The sequence below is a fragment of the Nocardiopsis sp. iso_40 genome (assembly GCF_056173285.1).
Genome location: NZ_CM149666.1, coordinates 5,696,670 through 5,713,641 on the forward strand (window position 1 = coordinate 5,696,670; position 16,972 = coordinate 5,713,641).

The following is a 16,972-nucleotide window of genomic DNA, read 5'->3' on the forward strand; positions in this document are numbered from 1 at the left end:
CGCGTCCGCACCCGGACACGCGGCCGTCCCGCGACACACCGGGACCCGTGGGAGCGCGGCTCCCCGCCCCCCGGATCAGCAGGTCAGCAGGTCAGCTCCCAGGAACACTCCAGTTCACCGCCGCCCGCCACTGCCCCGTGCCGGGAGAGCGCCGCCTGCTCGGGGACCCGGTTGCCCAGGTACTCGGCCAACCGGACCGCGATCGCGTCCTGCACCCGGGTGGGCGCGTAACCGGAGTGGCCGTTGTTGACCACGCTGAAGTACAGCTCGCCGCCGGGGCCCCGCACGTAGCCCGAGAGCGCGCTCACCCCGGTCATGGTGCCGGTCTTGGCCCGGACGGCCCCCGCCGCGGGGGTGCCGCCCATCCGCCGGGCCAGGGTGCCGCCGACGAACGGGTCGCTGTCTCCGGCCACCGGCAGCGAGTGGTGCCAGACCTCGTACCAGGGGGCCTCCTGAGCGCGGGCGAGCAGGTCGACGACGGTGTCGGCGGTGACCCGGTTGCCCCGGGACAGTCCCGAGCCGTCGGTCAGGACCAGATCGGAGGTGTCCACGCCCAGATCCCGGAGCGCGGCCTCCTGGGCGGCCAGGCCCGCGTCCCACGACCCCTCCCCGGAGACCTCCCGGCCGATGCTCTTGACCAGCATCTCGGCGTGGCCGTTGTTGCTGAACTTCGTCAACGGGACCACGAGCTCGGCCAGGGGCGGGGACGTGTGCTCGGCGACCACCCTCGGACGGTGCCACTCACCCGGCACCTCGGCCCGCGCGACCTCACCGCTGACGGTCACGCCGTGTTCCTCCAGCGCCTGCGCGAACAGGTGCCCGGCCAGCCCGGCGGGCTCGTCCACGGTGCGCAGCACCACCCGCGGGCCGGCGTCCGCGGGCAGCGAGCCGGTGACCTCGATGGTGTTGGTGCCCACCGGACGGTCGACCACCAGGGTGTCCTCTCCCCCGGCAGCCCCGGTGACGGCCCGGTTGTCGAGCTCGACGTAACCGGCGGCGGCCCCCGGGTCCACGCTCACGGGCTCGCCCTCCCCGGTCGCGGTCACGGTCACCTCCGTCACCCCGGTGTCGTGGCGGTCGCCGTGGGCAACGGTGAGAGCCGAGATCTGCGCCGAGTAGGCGTAGGGCTCGTCCTCGGGCCACCAGTCGTCCACGAGCCGCTCGTCGTCGAACCAGGAGTCGTCGGCGTACAGGTCGCCGACCGAGGTGACGCCGGAGGCGGCCACGTCGGCGGCCATGGCGTCCAGATCATCGCCGTCGAGTGCCGGGTCGCCGCCGCCGACCAGGTAGAGCTCGTCGACGTCACCCCGGCCCGGGCGGCGCTCCACCACGGCCTCGGTACCGAAGGTGTGGTCGGCCCCCAGCACCCGGAGTGCGGCGGCCGTCGTGAAGGGCTTCATGTTGGAGGCGGGCAGCAGCCGGGTGTCGGCCTCGTCCGAGTAGAGCACCTCTCCGGTGCCGGAGTCGGTCACCACCACCCCGGAGGTCGCGCCCTCCAGCACCGGGTCCGCCAGGATCGCGTCGATGTCCGCGCGCAGCCCGTCGGCGCGCTCGGCCTGGTAGGGGTCGGTCTGGCGGGGGTCGGCCGGGGCCACCGTGACAGCAGGGGCCACCGTGGCGGCCGCCGCTGGCTCGGCGACGGCCGGAACGAGCCAGACCAGCGGGGCGGTGACGAGGGCCGCGGCGGCCCGTCGTCCGGGTCCGCGCCGCGGCTGCTGTCCGCGGGGGGTCGTGGGGGTCATGGGCAATCTCCTCCGGGGTCAGCCGATCGGGAGCACGCCAGGAGAAAATAACCGAAGGTGCCCCCGCGGCGCCATACCGTGACCGGTGGTTCGCGCACGGCCCCGGGCGGTCGCACGCGAAGGGGCGGGCCGGGAGAACCCCGGCCCGCCCCGTGCCCGGACTCAGAAGAGCTCGACCACCTGCGAGTAGTGGCAGGCGTCCTCGTGCCCGGCGCCCCGGTCCAGCAGCTCCGGCGGCTGTTCCACGCACAGGGTGCGCTCGGCGTCCGAAAGCCCGTCGGCGAACTTCGGGCAGCGGGTCCGGAACCGGCAGCCCGACGGCGGGTCGGCCGGGCTGGGGATGTCACCGGTGACGGTGATCCGCTCCCGGGTCCGCTCCTTGGCCGGGTCCGGCAGCGGGATCGCCGAGATCAGCGCCTGCGTGTACGGGTGCGCGGGCGCCCGGAACAACTGCTCCGTCGTGGCCGTCTCCACGATCTTCCCGAGGTACATCACGGCCACCCGGTCGGCGATGTGCCTGACCACCGACAGGTCGTGCGAGACGAACAGGTACGACAGGCCGAGCTCGTCCTGGAGGTCCTCCAGCAGGTTGATCACACCCGCCTGGATGGACACGTCCAGGGCCGACACCGGTTCGTCCAGGATCAGCACCTTGGGTTTGAGCGACAGGGCCCTGGCCACGCCGATCCGCTGGCGCTGACCGCCCGAGAACTCGTGCGGGTAGCGCGAACCGTGCTCCGGGTTGAGCCCCACGAGTTCCAGGAGTTCCCTGACCCGCCGCTTCGCGGAGCCGTTCCCCTCGCGGTGGATCCGCAGCGGTTCGGCGATGATGTCCGACACCGTCATGCGGGGGTCCAGGGAGGCGAACGGGTCCTGGAACACCAGCTGCAGGTCCCGGCGCAGCGGCCGCATCTGCTTGTCCGACAGGTCCTGGATCGGCTGACCCATGTAGTGGACCTCGCCCGAGGTCAGCCTGATCAGGTTCAGCAGCAGACGTGCCGTGGTCGACTTCCCGCAGCCGGACTCGCCCACGAGCGCGAGGGTCTCGTGCTCCCTGAGCTCAAGGGAGACCCCGGAGACCGCCTGCACCTCACCGATCCTGCGCTTGAGGATGCCCTTGGAGAGGATCGGGAAGTGTTTGACGAGTTCGTCCGCCCGCAGGAGGACCTCACGGCCCTCCGTTTCCGATTCCCGGTCCTCCGCCTCTTCCGGCCCCGGGCCTGCCTCCGGGGCGGGAGCGTCCCCGGGCGGTTCCTCCGGCACACCGGTCTTCCCGGCTTCGGAGCCGAAGAGGTCCTCGGGCGTGGCCGAGACCAGGTCCTCGCTGAAGTGGCAGGCGGCCCGGTGCCGGCTCACCGGGTCCTCGTTCCGCTCCCCCTCCGCGACGGCGGCCTCCAGCAGTTCGGGGTCCTCGGCGCGGCAGACGTCCCGCGCCATCGGACACCGCGGGGCGAACGTGCACCCCACCGGAAGGTTGAGGAGCGACGGCGGCGCCCCCGTGATGGGAGTGAGCCGGTGGTCGCGGTCCCCGTCCAGACGGGGCAGCGAACCCAGCAGTCCCAGCGCGTAGGGCATCCGCGGCCGGTAGAAGACGTCCTCCACCGTCCCGGTCTCCACCAGGCGGCCCGCGTACATCACGGCCACCCGGTCCACGTGACCCGCGACGACGCCCAGGTCGTGGGTGATCAGCACCAGAGCGGCACCGGTCTCCTGCCGGGCCGCCTCCAACGCCTCCAGCACCTGTGCCTGGACGGTGACGTCCAGCGCGGTGGTGGGTTCGTCGGCGATGATCACGTCGGGTTCGTTGGCCATCGCGATGGCGATCACCACGCGCTGGCGCATACCGCCGGACAGCTCGTGCGGGTACTGGTCCACCCGCTGCTCCGGGTTGGGGATCCCGACCTTGTCGAGCAGGTGGACGGACTTCTCGCGGGCCTGGGCCCTGCTCACCTTCCGGTGGGTCAGGATCGCCTCGGAGATCTGCGCACCGATGGTGTGGACGGGGTTCAGCGAGGTGAGCGGGTCCTGGAAGATCATCGCGATCCTCTGTCCCCGCACCTTGCTGAACTGTGCGTCGTTGAGCCCGATGACCTCCTGGCCCAGGACCCGGGCCGACCCGGTGACCTTCGCGGTCCTGGGCAGCAGCCCCATGATCGCCATCGAGGTCACCGACTTGCCCGAGCCGGACTCACCGACGATGCCCAGGGCCTCGCCCCGGCGCACCTGGTAGCTGACCCCGCGCACCGCGTGCAGGGGGCCGTCCTCCGAGGAGAAGGTGACGTTGAGGTCGTCGACGTCCAGGACGACGTCCTCGTGGTTGTGGTTCTTCACGTGCGCGCCCCCAGCTTCGTGCTCTGTCATGCTCACCGCCGCGAGATCGTCTGTCGCGGGTCGAGCGCGTCCCGCAGCCCGTCACCGATGAAGTTGATCGCCAGGCAGATCGCCACGATGATCAGGCCCGGCGGGTAGAACAGCCACGGCCGGGTGAACACCGCCGTCCGGGCGCCCTCGACCATCTTCCCCAGTGAGATGTCCGGGGGCTGGATGCCGAAGCCCAGGAAGGACAGCGCCGCCTCGACCTGTACAGCGATCGCGATCAGCAGGGTGGCCGCGACGATGATCGGCCCGGCCGCGTTGGGCAGCAGGTGGCGGAGGATGATCCAGGAGGCCGACGCCCCGGAGGCCCTGGCCGCCTCGATGTACTCCTGCTCGCGCAGGGAGAGCACGCTTCCGCGTACCAGGCGGGCGATGCTGGCCCAGGAGAACAGGCCGATGATGAGCGCGACCGCGTACCAGGTGGTGCCGCCGGTGAGGTTGCCGCCGAGGGCGGCCACGGCGACCAGCAGCGGGATGATCAGGAAGATCTCGGTGACCCGCATCATGGCCGCGTCGATGCGGCCGCGGTGGTAGCCCGCGATCGCGCCCCACAGGGCCCCGAACACGGTCGCCATCACCGACACGGTGAGCGCGACCTTGAGGGACTGCTGGGCTCCGCGCATGGTCTGCGCGAACACGTCCTGGCCCTGGTTGGTGGTGCCGAAGGGATGCTGCCAGCTCGGTGACTGGTTTCCGGCGATCTCCCGGTACACACCGTGGTCGTAGGGCCACACCAGCGGGAGGGCGAAGGCGAACAGGATGAGCGCGACCAGCACGACCAGGCTGACCATCGCGGCCCGGTGGCGCCGGAAGCGCCGCCAGACCAGTTGCAACTGGGTGAGTTGCTGGCCCTTGTCGACGCTCTCCCCGGCCGAGCCAGCGCCGTTCGAAACGTCGCTCTTGATGTCACTCATAACGGATCCTCGGGTCGAGAACGCCGTACAGCAGGTCGGCGATGAGGGTGCAGATGATCACGAAGAAACCGCTGAGCATGAGCCAGGCCATGATCGCGAAGGAGTCCTTGTGGGTGAGCGCCTCGATGAAGAAGTAGCCGAGGCCGCGCCACTGGAAGACGGTCTCGATGATCACGACCCCGTCGATGATCCCCGCGACCGCGACCGTGGTGACCGACACCAGCGGGATGAGGGCGGTCCGGAGGGCGTGCCTGCGCACCACCGTCCGGTAGCGCACCCCCTTGGAGCGGGCCAGGCGCACGTAGTCGCTGTTGAGCACCTCCAGCATGGAGGTGCGCTGGTACCTGCTCCAGGAGGCGTAACTGGTGAGCATCAGTGTCAGCGTCGGGAGGATCAGGTGGCCGGAGGAGTCCAGGAAGTACTGCCAGCCGGTCATGTTGTCCACCCGGGCCGAGTTGGCGCCGATGGTGTAGAAGAACGTCGATTCGGTGGCCCGGTTGACCCAGAGGCCGCCCTCTCGGATCAGGGCGCCCAGCCAGAAGGTGGGCATGGCCAGGGCGAGGAAACCGACGAAGGTCAGCGTGTAGTCGAGCTTGGAGTACTGCCGCATCGCGCTGATGACGCCGGAGATGATCGCCAGCCCGAGGGCCAGCAGGACGGCGGCCGACACCAGGCGGACGGAGACGTAGAGGCCGGCCCAGAGCTCTGCCCCGATGACGTAGTTGCCGCCCCGTACCGAGGGGCCGAACTGCCCCTGGAGGATCCCGATGTCACCGTTTCCTCCGAGGCCGGTGAGCCACAGCCAGTACCGCTCCGGGATCGACCGGTCCAGGTAGAGCCGTTCCTCCGCCGCGGCGATCGTGGCCGGATCCGGCGCGGGCTGCATCGCCCTCAGGTCCGCCAGCGGGTCGCCGATGATGTCCACCATCAGGAACACGAGAACCGACGCCGCCACAAGCGTTGGGATCGCCACTGCGATGCGACGCGCGGTGTATACGAGCATGGAAAGGTCCTTCGTTAGCGCTCCCGCCGCGTGAGGGCGGGCCGCGCGGTTGGGGGGTACCCGCGCGGCCCGGTCCGGTCCCCGGCCCGGTGGTGTTCCGGGTGCCGGGTGCGTCCGGTCACGGCCCCGGCGCCCGCAGGCGGGCCTACGCGCGCCGGGACGGGACCGGACCGCTCTGCCCTCGGGCGGGAGTGGAGTGGTCCGGGAAAACCGCTAGTTGACCGCGGTCCACTCGTGCTGGTTCCACAGGGCACGGCGCGACTGGGCGTTGTTGTCCTCGACGTTGCCCACGTAGTTGGTGTCCACGAAGTAGAACGTCGGGGTGTCCACCAGGGGCAGCACGTAGGCCTCCTCGGCCACGAGGCGGGCGGCCTCGTTGGCGTGCTCGGCGGCCTCCTCGGGGGTGCTCGTGTTCTGCGCGTTGACGGCCACCTCGTCGATCTCCTCCACGTCGAGGTGACCGAAGTTGCTGCCGCTCTCGCTGTGCCAGTACTGCTCGGGGGAGCTCGCGAAGTCCGGCGTGGTGCTCCAGCCGTAGAGCATGATGTCGAAGTCGCCCTCGGACAGGGTGCCGCCGAGGTCGTTGGTGGTGTCGATCTCCAGGCTGATGCCGATCTCGGCCAGGTCGGCCTGGGCGAGCTCGGCGATGATCTCGCGGGCGACGTGGCCGGCCGTGTAGCCGATCCGGATCGGCGGGACGGCCTCCCCGTCCAGGGTCAGGCTGTCGCCGTCGAGCTCGTAGCCGGCGTCCTCGAGGATCTCGACGGCGGCGTCGATGTCGCCGGAGCCGTGGCCCAGCTCGGTGATGACGTCCTCGTGGAAGGGGTTGCTCTCGGAGAAGACGTGGTTGGTCCGGGGGGTGATGTCCGGGAAGTTGTCACCGTAGGTACGGGTGGCGATGTTCTCGACGTCGAGCGCGGTGAAGATCGCGTGCCGCAGGGCCTCGTCGGAGAGCCACTCGTGCTCCATGTTGACGTCCATGTGCTCCCAGCTGGCGCCGGGGTTGACGCCGTACTCGACGCCCTCGATACCGTCGAGCTGGTTGATCACGTCGTCGGACCAGGTGGCCGGAGAGGCGCCCTGCACCTCGCCGTTCTGCAGGGCGGGGACCCAGCTGCCCTCCTCGGTGTTGACCTGGAGGATGATCTCCTCGATCTCGGGCTTGTCTCCCCAGTACTCCTCGTTGCGGGTCTTGATGATCCGACCGTCGACCTCGGCGCCCTCCTCCATCACGTAGCGGCTGCCGGAGACGGTGGGCTGGTTCTCGTTGAACCAGTTCGAGGACTCGAGCATGCCCTCGGGGGTGTCCAGGTCGAACTGGTCCGCGACCAGGTGCGAGGGGTACAGGCCGTCCTCACCGAAGACGAACCACTCGGGGAACAGCTCGCCCTCCTTCATGGTGATCGTGACGGTCTTGCCGTCGTCGGAGCCCTCGACGCTCTCGAACTTGGACTCCAGGGTGGTGCCGCGCGAGTTGCAGTTCTCCGCGCACAGGTCCTCGTCGCCGCTGTTCATCTTCCAGGCCCAGATGAAGTCGTCGGCGTCGATCGGCTCGCCGTCGCTCCACGCCGCGTCCGGGTGGATCTCCAGCTCCCAGGACATCGGGTCCTCGCTGAGGAGCTCGGGCTCGTTGACGATCAGGTCCTCGTTCCAGTACCACTCCGAGTCCGGACCCCAGTAACCGGTGTACGGCAGGACGTCGTGGAGGAACTGGATGACGTAGACCGAGCCGCCCTCCGGTGTGTTGTGGTTCCAGCCGTTGCCGGGCTGGTTGACGATCCACGTCACCGAGTTCCCGTCGTCCGAGCCGTCCCCGTCACCGCCGGGGGGCGAACAGGCTCCGAGCACCAGGGAGGCGGAGACACCGAGTCCCACGGCGCCCAGCCATTTCCTACGCTTGTCCATCAGTCACACCCTTGATCACTAATACGGGCCGTCCGCGCGGGTCTCGCGCTTGCCAGGCACATCCCGCCGAACTTAGGCGATTAGTCGCTCAGAAGACCATTAAGCGAAATGTCTGTATAGCCCCAATGCCGAATTCGTGACCCATCCGCAACCGGTTCGCGCCCATGCCCGGGCCGCGGCGGCGCGAACTCCCCATGCGCCCGAAACAACCGGGAAACCTGACATCAACGCAGGTCAGACAGATGGCACTTGAGAGCGGCAACCCACCGGGATTCGGACAAGGAAGAAAAGCATTGCGGATTAATCGAGCCGCCATCCAGCGCCACACAAAGGTAAACGACGTTTAACTACTACCCCGAAGCGTGCGACTACCGAGAGAGAAGCAGACAAAACCCTACAAACAGAGCATCATGCAACACTCATGTAACAAAAGATGGCTTCCATCCCGCTGAACCCAGCCGACAATGCCAACGCCCATTCATAGGACGATCCGGTCATTGAACATAAAAAGCGACAGAAGGCAGGAATCCGACCAGGGCATGTCCTGAACCCCACACACGAGCTGACCGAAACGGAGGTCCTCGCGCCCGCGGAGCGGATAGGGTTCGCTGTGACGCCCTCCGTCAACCTCAACGCCCCGCCCAGCGAGAGAGGCATCCGCCGTGTCCGAACCGGTCCGCCTGGTCTGCCCCGTAGGCCGCAAGTACGTGGAACTGTCGGGCGGTTACGCTCTCGTGGCCCTGGGGGCCGGGGCCGTGGCCCTCGGCCCCGGACACTGGGCGAACATCGTGCTCGGCCTCATCCTCGCCCTCCTCGGCGCCGTCAGCGCGGTGCACGGCCACCTGATCAAGGCGCCGGTCCTGGAGGTCTCCGACGAGGAGTTCCGTTACGAGCGCGGGGACTACGTCGTGCGGATCCCCTTCAACGAGATCGGCTCCTACCACGTGCTCCCCGGACGCATCCGTTCCCTGGGCCTGTGCGACCGCGCGGGTCGCCCCAAGCGCTTCCCCTCGCTGAAGAGCCGCCGGACCTCGCGCACCCACCTGCCGCTGACCGGGATGACCAACCCCGCCAAGGTGGAGTCGTTCATGGCCATGGCCGGGATTCCGCCCCGCAAGCGCTCCCTGACCTCCTGAGCACGGTCCCCTCCGGCTGAGCCCGCGCCCCTTCGGCCCCGGGGCCCGCCGCGCCGCCCCGGAAACCCGAGCGTCTGCGCACCCCTGCCCGTCGGCTCGGCCCCAACTGTGAACACATCGGACTAATCGCCCACACGCGCCCCACGGACATACCGCCCCAAGGCAGTTTGATCTAGTCTCGATGGGGTGAAGCAGTCCAGAATCACCGCCATCCTGACCGCAGCGGGGATGCTCGCGGCCATGTGGGTCCTCGAGATCCTCGACACCCCCCTCGGGGGCAGTCTCGACCGCCAGTTCGGCATCAGGTCCGGAGAGGCCGACGCGCCCTGGGCCGTGCTGACCGCACCGTTCATGCACGGCAACTTCGCCCACCTGATCGGCAACTCACTGCCGTTCCTGGTGCTGGGCTCCCTCGTGGCCTTCAGCGGCCTGGGCCGCTTCCTGCTCACCACCCTGATCGTGGCCCTGGTCAGCGGCGTGGGCGTGTGGCTGTTCACCGCCGACAACACCGTCACCGTGGGAGCCAGCGGACTGGTCTTCGGCTACTTCGGCTACACGGTCCTGCGCGGCATCATCGAGCGCAAGACCATCGACATCGTCATCATGATCTGCGTGGTCATCTTCTACGGAACGATGATCTGGGGGGTCCTGCCCCAACACCCCGGCGTCTCCTGGCAGGCGCACCTGTTCGGCTTCCTCGGCGGACTGCTGGCCGCCTACGTGCTGCCCAGACGCGAGAAGCCGAACCAGGCGAACCAGGGCATCGGCGGCGCCCAGGGCGGCTACTACGCCCCCTGAGCCCCGAGCGTCCCGCACAGGCGGCGGGGGCCGCCTCCCGAATGGGGGCGGCCCCCGCCGCCTGTGCTCCCGGCCATCCCGCGGGAGCGGGCCGGACGCTCAGAACTCGACGCCCTCGGCGTCCTCCTGCAGGGTGCGGTCCAGGAACAGGGGGTTCTCGGCGAGCCACTGCCGGGCTCCCTCCGCCGGGTCGGTGACCCCGGGGCCGACCGTGAGGGTCTCCAGGGAGGCGAGCTCCTCATCGTTCATGGACCAGTTCCGGATCCAGTCGGTCAGCTCGGGGTAGTCCTCGGCGAAGCCCGCACGCCCGATCGAGTGCAGGCCCTCGGTACCGCCCATCGCCCCCTGGGGGTCGTCCAGGTCCTTCAGGTCGTACTGGGCGTAGGCCGGGTGCGGACGCCACAGCGTCACGACGACCGGCTCCTGAGCCAGGACGGCCTCGTCCAGCTCCGCCATCATCTCCGCGCCCGACGACGTCTCCAGCTCGAAGTCCTTCTCCAGGCGGTACCCGGGCATGGCCTGGTCCCGGGTGACCTGGGTCAGGCCGGCGTCCGGTTCGATCCCGACGATGGTGCCGTCCAGGTCGTCGGCGTACTCCGGGAGGTCGTCGATCGAGCGCACGTCCTCCATGTACTCGGGGACCGTGAGGGTCAGGACCGCGTTGTCGTACCAGGAGCCCAGGCTCTCGATCCGGTCCCGGTGCTCCTGCATGTACTCGTGGTGGGTGACCGGAAGCCACATGTCCAGGTACAGGTTGAGATCGCCGTCGGCCACCCCCTGGAAGGCCGGGGCGACGTCGACCTCGGTGACCGTGACGTCGTAGCCCTTCTCCTGAAGGATGACCTCCCACATGTGGGTGACCGCGACGGCCTCCTCCCAGCCGATCAACGCGATGTTGACCTCCTTGGCGTCCTCGCCGCCGTCAGAGCCACCGATCAGGCTCCCGCTCTCCCCGGCACAGGAGGTCAACAGGAGTACACCGCTCATACCGGCGGCGGCCAGAGCCGTCCCGCGCCTGTGGCTGTCCATCATGAAATCGTCTTCCCTCAGTACGTGCTTGCGCGGGGCCGGTCCGCGTGAGGGGGGACCATCGGTACCGGCTCCGGAACTTCGCCCAGACGACGGCCGCCCCCACACGCGGTGGAGGCGGCCGACTTCGTATTTCTACCCGATGATCCGGGCGTTCTGTACGCCCTGTGACCGGGGCGACACGAGGGAGTCCTAGAACTCCAGGCCCTCGGCGTCCTCGCCCAGGGTGCGCTCCAGGAACTCGGGGTTCTCGGAGAGCCACTCGCGGGCGCCCGCCTGCTCGTCCTCGACGTCCTCACCGACCGTGAGGACCTCCAGGGAGGCGAGCTCCTCGTCGGTCATGGTCCAGCCCTCGATCCAACCGCTCAGGTCGGGGTAGTCCTCGCCGAAGCCCTCGCGGCCGACCGCGTGGATCTCCTCGGCCTCGCCCATCGCGCCCTCGGGGTCCTCGAGGTCCTTCAGGTCGTACTGGGCGTAGGCCGGGTGCGGACGCCACAGCGTCACGACGATGGGCTCCTCGTCGGCGATCGCGGAGTCCAGCTCGGCGAGCATGGCCGCGGTGGAGGACTCCATCAGCTCCCAGTCCTCAAGGCCGTAGGCCGGCATGGCCTCTTCCTTGGTGACCCGGGTCAGACCGGCGCCCGGGTCGATCCCCACGATCCGGTCGCCCAGCTCGTCCGCGTGGTCCGGGAGGTCGGCGATGCTGTTGACGTCCTCCATGTACGCGGGGACGGTGATGGTCAGCTTGGCGTTGTCGTACCAGGTCCCGAGGTCCTCCAGCTGGTCCCCGTAGTCCTCCCAGTAGTCCGCGTGGGTGGTGGGGAGCCAGGTGTCCAGGAACAGGTCCACGTCGCCGTTGGCGGCGCCCTGGTACATCGGGGCCACGTCGACGTCGGTGACGGTGACGTCGTAGCCCTTCTCCTCCAGGATGACCTGCCACATGGCGGTGGTGGCGATGGCCTCCTCCCAGGCGATCAGCGCGATGTTGACGTCCTTGGCGTCCTCGCCGCCCTCGTCGGAGCCGCCGGTCAGGTCCTCGCCGCCGCCTCCGCAGGCGGTCAGCAGGAGGATGCCGCTCATACCGGCCGCGGCCAGACCTGTCATTCGCTTACGGCTGTACATCGTGGGATGTCCTTCCCTAGTGCTTCTGTGAACCGACCTGCGTCAGGACGAACCGTTGACGCGGGCCTGCGGGCTGTTCTTGGTGACGGCGGCGGTGAGGCGGTCCAGGAAGATCGCCAGGATGACCACGGCGATGCCCGCCTCGAAGCCGAGCGCGCCGTCGTTGCGGGTGATGCCCTGGTAGACCTGGCTGCCCAGGCCGCCGGCGCCGACCATGCCCGCGATGACGACCATCGACAGGCCCAGCATGATGACCTGGTTGACGCCGGCCATGATCGTCGGCAGGGCCAGGGGGAGCTGGATGCCGGTGAGGATCTTGCTCCGCGGGGCACCGAAGGCCTCACCCGCCTCGACGAGCTCCTTGTCGATACCGCGGATGCCGAGCTCGGTGAGGCGCACGCCGGGCGGCATCGCGAACACGATGGTCGCGACCACGCCGGGGACCGCACCGATGGAGAAGAAGAAGATCGCGGGGATCAGGTAGACGAACGCCGGAAGGGTCTGCATCAGGTCCAGGACCGGCTTGATGATCTTGCTGACCAGGTTGCTGTAGGCGGCCAGGATGCCGATCGGGATCGCGATGACCACGGCGATGAGGCTGGCCACCAGGACCAGGCCCAGCGTGTCCATGGCGTTGAACCACTGGTCCACCGAGGCCACGAGGGTCAGCGCGATCAGCGCGAACAGACCCATGCGCCAACCGGCCACCGTGAAGGCGAGCAGGCTGAGCAGCAGGATCATGATCAGCGACATCGGCGCGGTGACCAGCATCGGCAGGACCAGCCAGCCGAGCAGCACCAGGGCCAGCCAGCCCCCGGCGACGACGGCGGCGCGGACCCGGCTCCGGCTCTCCACGAGTCCGAGTGCGGTGACCGCGATCAGGAACACCAGGGAGATGACGAAGTACGGTTCGACGTTGGTGTCGAACAGGTTCATCGCCCACAGGAAGAGCACCGGAACGCTGTTGATGGCGACGGTCACGAGACCGAACAGCGCCTGGAGGATGTACAGCAGCGAGACGCCGACGACGATCCCCAGCAGGGGCGTGCGGCGGGTGCGCACCAGCGGGACCGCGATGATCACGGCGGCGATGAACGCCAGCTGCCCGGCGCCGGGGTCGACGAAGAACCCGGACAGGACCGCGACAGCCCAGCTGATGAAGTCACCGGTCAGCTCGAAGAACAGGCCGAAGGTGGACTTGAGCCAGGTGTTGAGCGCATCGAAGCCGTCACCGACCGGGATGTTCGGCGGGAAGTCGACGGGTGTCACTTGTTCTCCTCCCCCTGCTCCTCCTCGGTGGTGAGGGAGGCCAGCACGGACTCGCGGGTCACCATGCCGAGCACCTCGCCCTCGTCCGAAACCACCCGGAGGCGGTCCGTGGTGGAGACGGTCGGGTACAGGTCGGCCACCAGGGTGTCCGGACTGACCTGCGGGGCACTGGTGTCGGTGGCGGTGCCGGCGTCGATCACGGCCGAGGCGGTGAGCACGCGGGAGCGGTCGACGTCCTCGACGAAGCGCTCGACGTACTCGTTGGCCGGCTCGCTCAGGATCTCGGCGGCCGCACCGATCTGGGCGACGCGGCCGTCACGGAGCACGCAGATCCGGTCGCCGAGCCGCATGGCCTCGTTGAGGTCGTGCGTGATGAAGATGATCGTCTTGCCCAGGGAGGCCTGGAGTTCCAGGAGCTGCGTCTGCATGTCCCGCCGGATCAGCGGGTCGAGCGCGCTGAAGGCCTCGTCCATGAGGATGATGTCGGTGTCTGCGGCCAGGGCGCGGGCCAGGCCCACACGCTGCTGCATACCGCCGGAGAGCTGCTGGGGGAGCTTGTCCTCCCAGCCGTCCAGGCCCACGAGCCCGAGGGTCTCCCTGGCCTTCGCCTGGCGTTCGGCGCGGGGCATCCCGCGCAGTTCCAGGCCGTAGGCCGCGTTCTCCAGAACCGTGCGGTGCGGAAGCAGGGCGAAGTGCTGGAAGACCATGCTGATCTTCTCGCCCCGCAGGTTCAGGAGGTGCTTCCTGCTCAGTGCGGTGATGTTGACGCCGTCGACCTCCACGGTGCCCGCGGTGGGCTCCAGGAGACCGTTGAGCATGCGGATCAGGGTTGACTTACCCGACCCCGACAGGCCCATGACGACGAAGATCTCGCCCGGTTGGACCTCGAAGGACACGTCGATGACGGCAGCGGTCACGTCGAGGTCGGCGATGGTGTCACGGTGGCTGCCGTCGGAGAGCCGTTCGACGGCTGCCTTCGACTGTCTTCCGAACACCTTGTACAGGTGGTCTGCGCGTACTACTGGCACGGTCTCCTCTATGGGGCTGTCCCGGCCGCGAGGCGCAGTGGGGCTCAAACCCCCGATCCGGCCCGCGGTTTCCGCAGGTAGCCGGTTTGCGCAGAGCCCCCCCGTGCGCACCCTAAGCGGGCGAAACCGCTACCTGGTTCACGTCGGGGCGCCACCTTACCCAGATGTGTACGCACAGTTCAGGCGGTATGTCACTACCAGATAACATGTTTAACCGCCATAAAAACCGTCTGCCGACCTATGGCACGGGATGCCGACACCTCTAAGCGCCCAGATGTGATCTACACCACCGCCAATTTTAGGGCGATGAGGGTCACAATTGCATGACAGGCGCGCCAGGCGACAGAACGTGTCAAAGCATGACCGTACCGTAAGCCCCGGTTGGGTCACCAGAGGGCCCCGGCGTCAGGGCCCCTCCTCCACGACCCGGGTCCGCGAGAAGTTCTGGTGCGACCGGGAGGGGGTCGGCCCGCGCTGCCCCTGGTAGCGGGAACCGCGGGCGGCGGAACCGTAGGGGCGCTCAGCCGGCGAGGTGAGCCGGAACATGCACAGCTGGCCGATCTTCATCCCCGGGTAGAGCTTGATCGGCAGGGTCGCCACGTTGGAGAGCTCCAGGGTGACGTGACCGGAGAAACCGGGGTCGATGAACCCCGCGGTGGAGTGCGTGAGCAACCCCAGGCGGCCCAGGGAGCTCTTGCCCTCGAGACGGCTCGCGATGTCGTCCGGCAGGGCCACCACCTCGTAGGTGGACGCCAGGACGAACTCACCCGGGTGCAGCACGAACGCCTCGTCGCCGTCGGTCTCGACCAGCCGGGTCAGATCCGGCTGTTCCACCGACGGGTCGATGTGCGGGTACTTGTGGTTCTCGAAGACCCGGAAGAAGCGGTCGAGTCGGACGTCGATACTCGACGGCTGGATGAGGGAGGGGTCGAAGGGGTCGATCCGGACCCGTCCGGAGTCGATTTCTGACCTGAGATCGCGATCGGAGAGCAGCACGTTCCGAACCTACCGCCTGCGGGAACAGCCCGGCGGCGCCCGAGCACACCCCCGGGCACCGTGCCGACTTGCCCATGGGGCCCGGAGTTGGGCTAGGATAGCCAGCGTTGGCCGGGAGCCCCGGCCCAGCAGCGCGGATGTAGTTCAATGGTAGAACTTCAGCTTCCCAAGCTGATAACGCGGGTTCGATTCCCGTCATCCGCTCCAGACAACGTTAGGCCAGGTAGATCGGTGAAAACCGAACACCTGGCCTAACGTGTTTCCAGAGGGTCATACGGGCCGCGTGCCCGTTACGTGCCCGATCCTCAGATCGCAGCGCCCGCCAACGGCGGGTCATCGTCCCCGCCCTCCCGGGACTTGCGCAGCTCCTCGGCCGCCCTCTCCCCCAGGCGGTCCGCCAACTCCTGAGCACGTTCGTCCCGCGCGTGGAGGTAGATCATCGCCGCACGGGCACTGAAGTGACCCATCCGGTTCATCAGCTCCCGCAGGGACGCCCCGGCCTCAGCAGCGAAGATGTTCCCCGTGCGCCTCAGGTCATGGAGGTGAACGCCCTCCAGGCCGACCCCGTCACAGGCGTCCGCCCAGTACTTCGTGAAGTTGCTCCGCCGTAGCTGGTTGCCCTTGACCCCGACGAATACGAACCCGTTCGACCCCGGAGCGGCGTAGGTCTGCAGGTGATACCGCAGATCGGCGATGATGAGCGAGGGAAGCCGCACCATACGGGCACCAGCCTTGGACTTGGGCTTGCCCTTCTCCAGGGCGCCGATGTCGTAGACGGTCTCCCGCACAGTCACGGTCCGCTTGTCCAGGTCGAGGTGACGGCGCCGGAGCCCGGCCAACTCGCCCCACCGCAGACTGCCGAACGTCGCCAGCAGCACCAGAGCCCGGTAGCGGGGGTTGATGGCATCAGCCAGCTTGAACACCTCGTTCGTACGTCGAAGGGAAACGGGCCGAATGCACACACCGTGGTCGGCGGCGACCTGTTCGGCCACTTCCCGGGCCAGGGGTTGCGCGAGTCGTTCGGCCCGGGTGGACTTACCGGTAGGAGTCGGCATCAGACCACCCCTTGGTATCCGGACGCGGAGGAGTGAGCTGTTGAACTGGTTGGATTGGCGTCTGTACGCCGGTTTGAGCCAACTGCTTCTCGCAGCGGTGATGGCCTTCCTGAACACACCGGGGGCAGCAATCGGTTACGGAATCCTGTGCGCGTTCCTTCTGACGTGGTGGGTTATCCGCTCTCCGAGACGGCGCACTCATGTCGATGCACCGCCTTCAGAGGAAACATCCTCAGAGATTCGATAGCCAGTCGTCATGGTGGTGATGCTGGGATCCGCAACGAACTCGGACCGGAGGTACACACCGTGATCAGCAGCGACCTGTTCGGCCACTTCCCGGGCCAGGGGTTGCGCGAGTCGTTCGGCCCGGGTGGACTTACCGGTAGGAGTCGGCATCAGACCACCACCTGGAAGGCACGAAAGCCTTGTATATGGACGAACGACACCACCTCCGGCTCACATTCTTTTTGGTACTGCCCCCGATGCTGCTCATGCAGCTCGTCGACTTCCCGGCAAACTGGATCGGAGCCGCACTGTGGTTCGCTCTGGTATGGGCGTGGGCCGAGTGGTATCGGCGTAGGAAGGCACGGGCCAACACC

General features: G+C 68.3%; 12 protein-coding genes, 1 tRNA gene and 1 pseudogene. 3 read left to right on the plus strand and 11 right to left on the minus strand.

Annotated features, from left to right (window positions below; translation table 11 throughout):
- Positions 1–83 precede the first annotated feature (83 nt).
- From dacB to AC0VYD_RS24955, 5 genes are all read right to left on the minus strand, one after another.
- On the minus strand, positions 84–1,742 hold the full coding sequence (dacB, locus tag AC0VYD_RS24935; protein ID WP_475477748.1) for a D-alanyl-D-alanine carboxypeptidase/D-alanyl-D-alanine endopeptidase: 1,659 nt from the start codon (positions 1,740–1,742) through the stop codon (positions 84–86).
- A gap of 162 nt (positions 1,743–1,904) precedes the next feature.
- A complete protein-coding gene (locus AC0VYD_RS24940) occupies positions 1,905–4,103 on the minus strand; it encodes an ABC transporter ATP-binding protein (RefSeq protein WP_475477749.1) in 2,199 nt (732 codons plus the stop codon).
- Between the two features lie 2 nt (positions 4,104–4,105).
- The gene (locus tag AC0VYD_RS24945) at positions 4,106–5,032 is read right to left on the minus strand and encodes an ABC transporter permease (RefSeq protein ID WP_475477750.1); all 927 of its coding nucleotides are present in this window, start codon (positions 5,030–5,032) and stop codon (positions 4,106–4,108) included.
- Positions 5,025–6,035, minus strand: coding sequence for an ABC transporter permease (locus AC0VYD_RS24950; RefSeq protein WP_475477751.1), 1,011 nt, complete (start codon positions 6,033–6,035; stop codon positions 5,025–5,027). The genes AC0VYD_RS24945 and AC0VYD_RS24950 overlap by 8 nt, the downstream gene beginning before the upstream one ends.
- A 213-nt stretch (positions 6,036–6,248) precedes the next feature.
- The gene (locus tag AC0VYD_RS24955; protein ID WP_475477752.1) at positions 6,249–7,940 is read right to left on the minus strand and encodes an ABC transporter family substrate-binding protein; all 1,692 of its coding nucleotides are present in this window, start codon (positions 7,938–7,940) and stop codon (positions 6,249–6,251) included.
- Positions 7,941–8,602: 662 nt separating this feature from the next.
- Here AC0VYD_RS24955 and AC0VYD_RS24960 point away from each other — a divergent pair.
- Both AC0VYD_RS24960 and AC0VYD_RS24965 read left to right on the plus strand, forming a co-directional pair.
- Positions 8,603–9,076, plus strand: coding sequence for a hypothetical protein (locus AC0VYD_RS24960; RefSeq protein ID WP_475477753.1), 474 nt, complete (start codon positions 8,603–8,605; stop codon positions 9,074–9,076).
- 186 nt (positions 9,077–9,262) lie between these two features.
- Positions 9,263–9,874, plus strand: coding sequence for a rhomboid family intramembrane serine protease (locus AC0VYD_RS24965; RefSeq protein WP_475477754.1), 612 nt, complete (start codon positions 9,263–9,265; stop codon positions 9,872–9,874).
- A gap of 99 nt (positions 9,875–9,973) precedes the next feature.
- On the opposite strand, the gene AC0VYD_RS24970 is transcribed toward AC0VYD_RS24965, so the two are convergent.
- The 5 genes from AC0VYD_RS24970 to dcd form a co-directional block, all read right to left on the minus strand.
- Positions 9,974–10,903: a glycine betaine ABC transporter substrate-binding protein gene (locus tag AC0VYD_RS24970; RefSeq protein ID WP_475480366.1), complete on the minus strand. Its 930-nt coding sequence runs from the start codon at positions 10,901–10,903 to the stop codon at positions 9,974–9,976.
- 192 nt (positions 10,904–11,095) lie between these two features.
- The gene (locus AC0VYD_RS24975; protein WP_475477755.1) at positions 11,096–12,025 is read right to left on the minus strand and encodes a glycine betaine ABC transporter substrate-binding protein; all 930 of its coding nucleotides are present in this window, start codon (positions 12,023–12,025) and stop codon (positions 11,096–11,098) included.
- 42 nt (positions 12,026–12,067) lie between these two features.
- Positions 12,068–13,294 carry an ABC transporter permease gene (locus AC0VYD_RS24980; protein ID WP_475477756.1) on the minus strand — a complete coding sequence of 409 codons (1,227 nt, stop codon included), beginning with the start codon at positions 13,292–13,294 and terminating at the stop codon, positions 12,068–12,070.
- Positions 13,291–14,322, minus strand: a complete 1,032-nt coding sequence (locus tag AC0VYD_RS24985; RefSeq protein WP_475477757.1) for a quaternary amine ABC transporter ATP-binding protein — start codon at positions 14,320–14,322, stop codon at positions 13,291–13,293. Before AC0VYD_RS24985 ends, AC0VYD_RS24980 begins: the two co-directional genes overlap by 4 nt.
- Before the next feature lie 405 nt (positions 14,323–14,727).
- Positions 14,728–15,318, minus strand: a complete 591-nt coding sequence (gene dcd / locus AC0VYD_RS24990) for a dCTP deaminase (RefSeq protein WP_473037681.1) — start codon at positions 15,316–15,318, stop codon at positions 14,728–14,730.
- Positions 15,319–15,451: 133 nt separating this feature from the next.
- Here dcd and AC0VYD_RS24995 point away from each other — a divergent pair.
- Positions 15,452–15,525, plus strand: a tRNA-Gly gene (locus AC0VYD_RS24995).
- 98 nt (positions 15,526–15,623) lie between these two features.
- On the opposite strand, the pseudogene AC0VYD_RS25000 reads toward AC0VYD_RS24995, so the two are convergent.
- Positions 15,624–16,244, minus strand: a pseudogene (locus AC0VYD_RS25000) (tyrosine-type recombinase/integrase); the annotation flags it as partial.
- Positions 16,245–16,972 lie beyond the last annotated feature (728 nt).

What these genes read in the sequence shown, in the direction of transcription:
- AC0VYD_RS24940 (WP_475477749.1), bottom strand. Translation starts at nt 4,103, where the DNA reads ATGACAGAGCACGAAGCTGGGGGCGCGCACGTGAAGAACCACAACCAC.
- AC0VYD_RS24975 (WP_475477755.1), bottom strand. Translation starts at nt 12,025, where the DNA reads ATGTACAGCCGTAAGCGAATGACAGGTCTGGCCGCGGCCGGTATGAGC.
- AC0VYD_RS24950 (WP_475477751.1), bottom strand. Translation starts at nt 6,035, where the DNA reads ATGCTCGTATACACCGCGCGTCGCATCGCAGTGGCGATCCCAACGCTT.
- AC0VYD_RS24970 (WP_475480366.1), bottom strand. Translation starts at nt 10,903, where the DNA reads ATGGACAGCCACAGGCGCGGGACGGCTCTGGCCGCCGCCGGTATGAGC.
- dacB (WP_475477748.1), bottom strand. Translation starts at nt 1,742, where the DNA reads ATGACCCCCACGACCCCCCGCGGACAGCAGCCGCGGCGCGGACCCGGA.
- AC0VYD_RS24955 (WP_475477752.1), bottom strand. Translation starts at nt 7,940, where the DNA reads ATGGACAAGCGTAGGAAATGGCTGGGCGCCGTGGGACTCGGTGTCTCC.
- AC0VYD_RS24945 (WP_475477750.1), bottom strand. Translation starts at nt 5,032, where the DNA reads ATGAGTGACATCAAGAGCGACGTTTCGAACGGCGCTGGCTCGGCCGGG.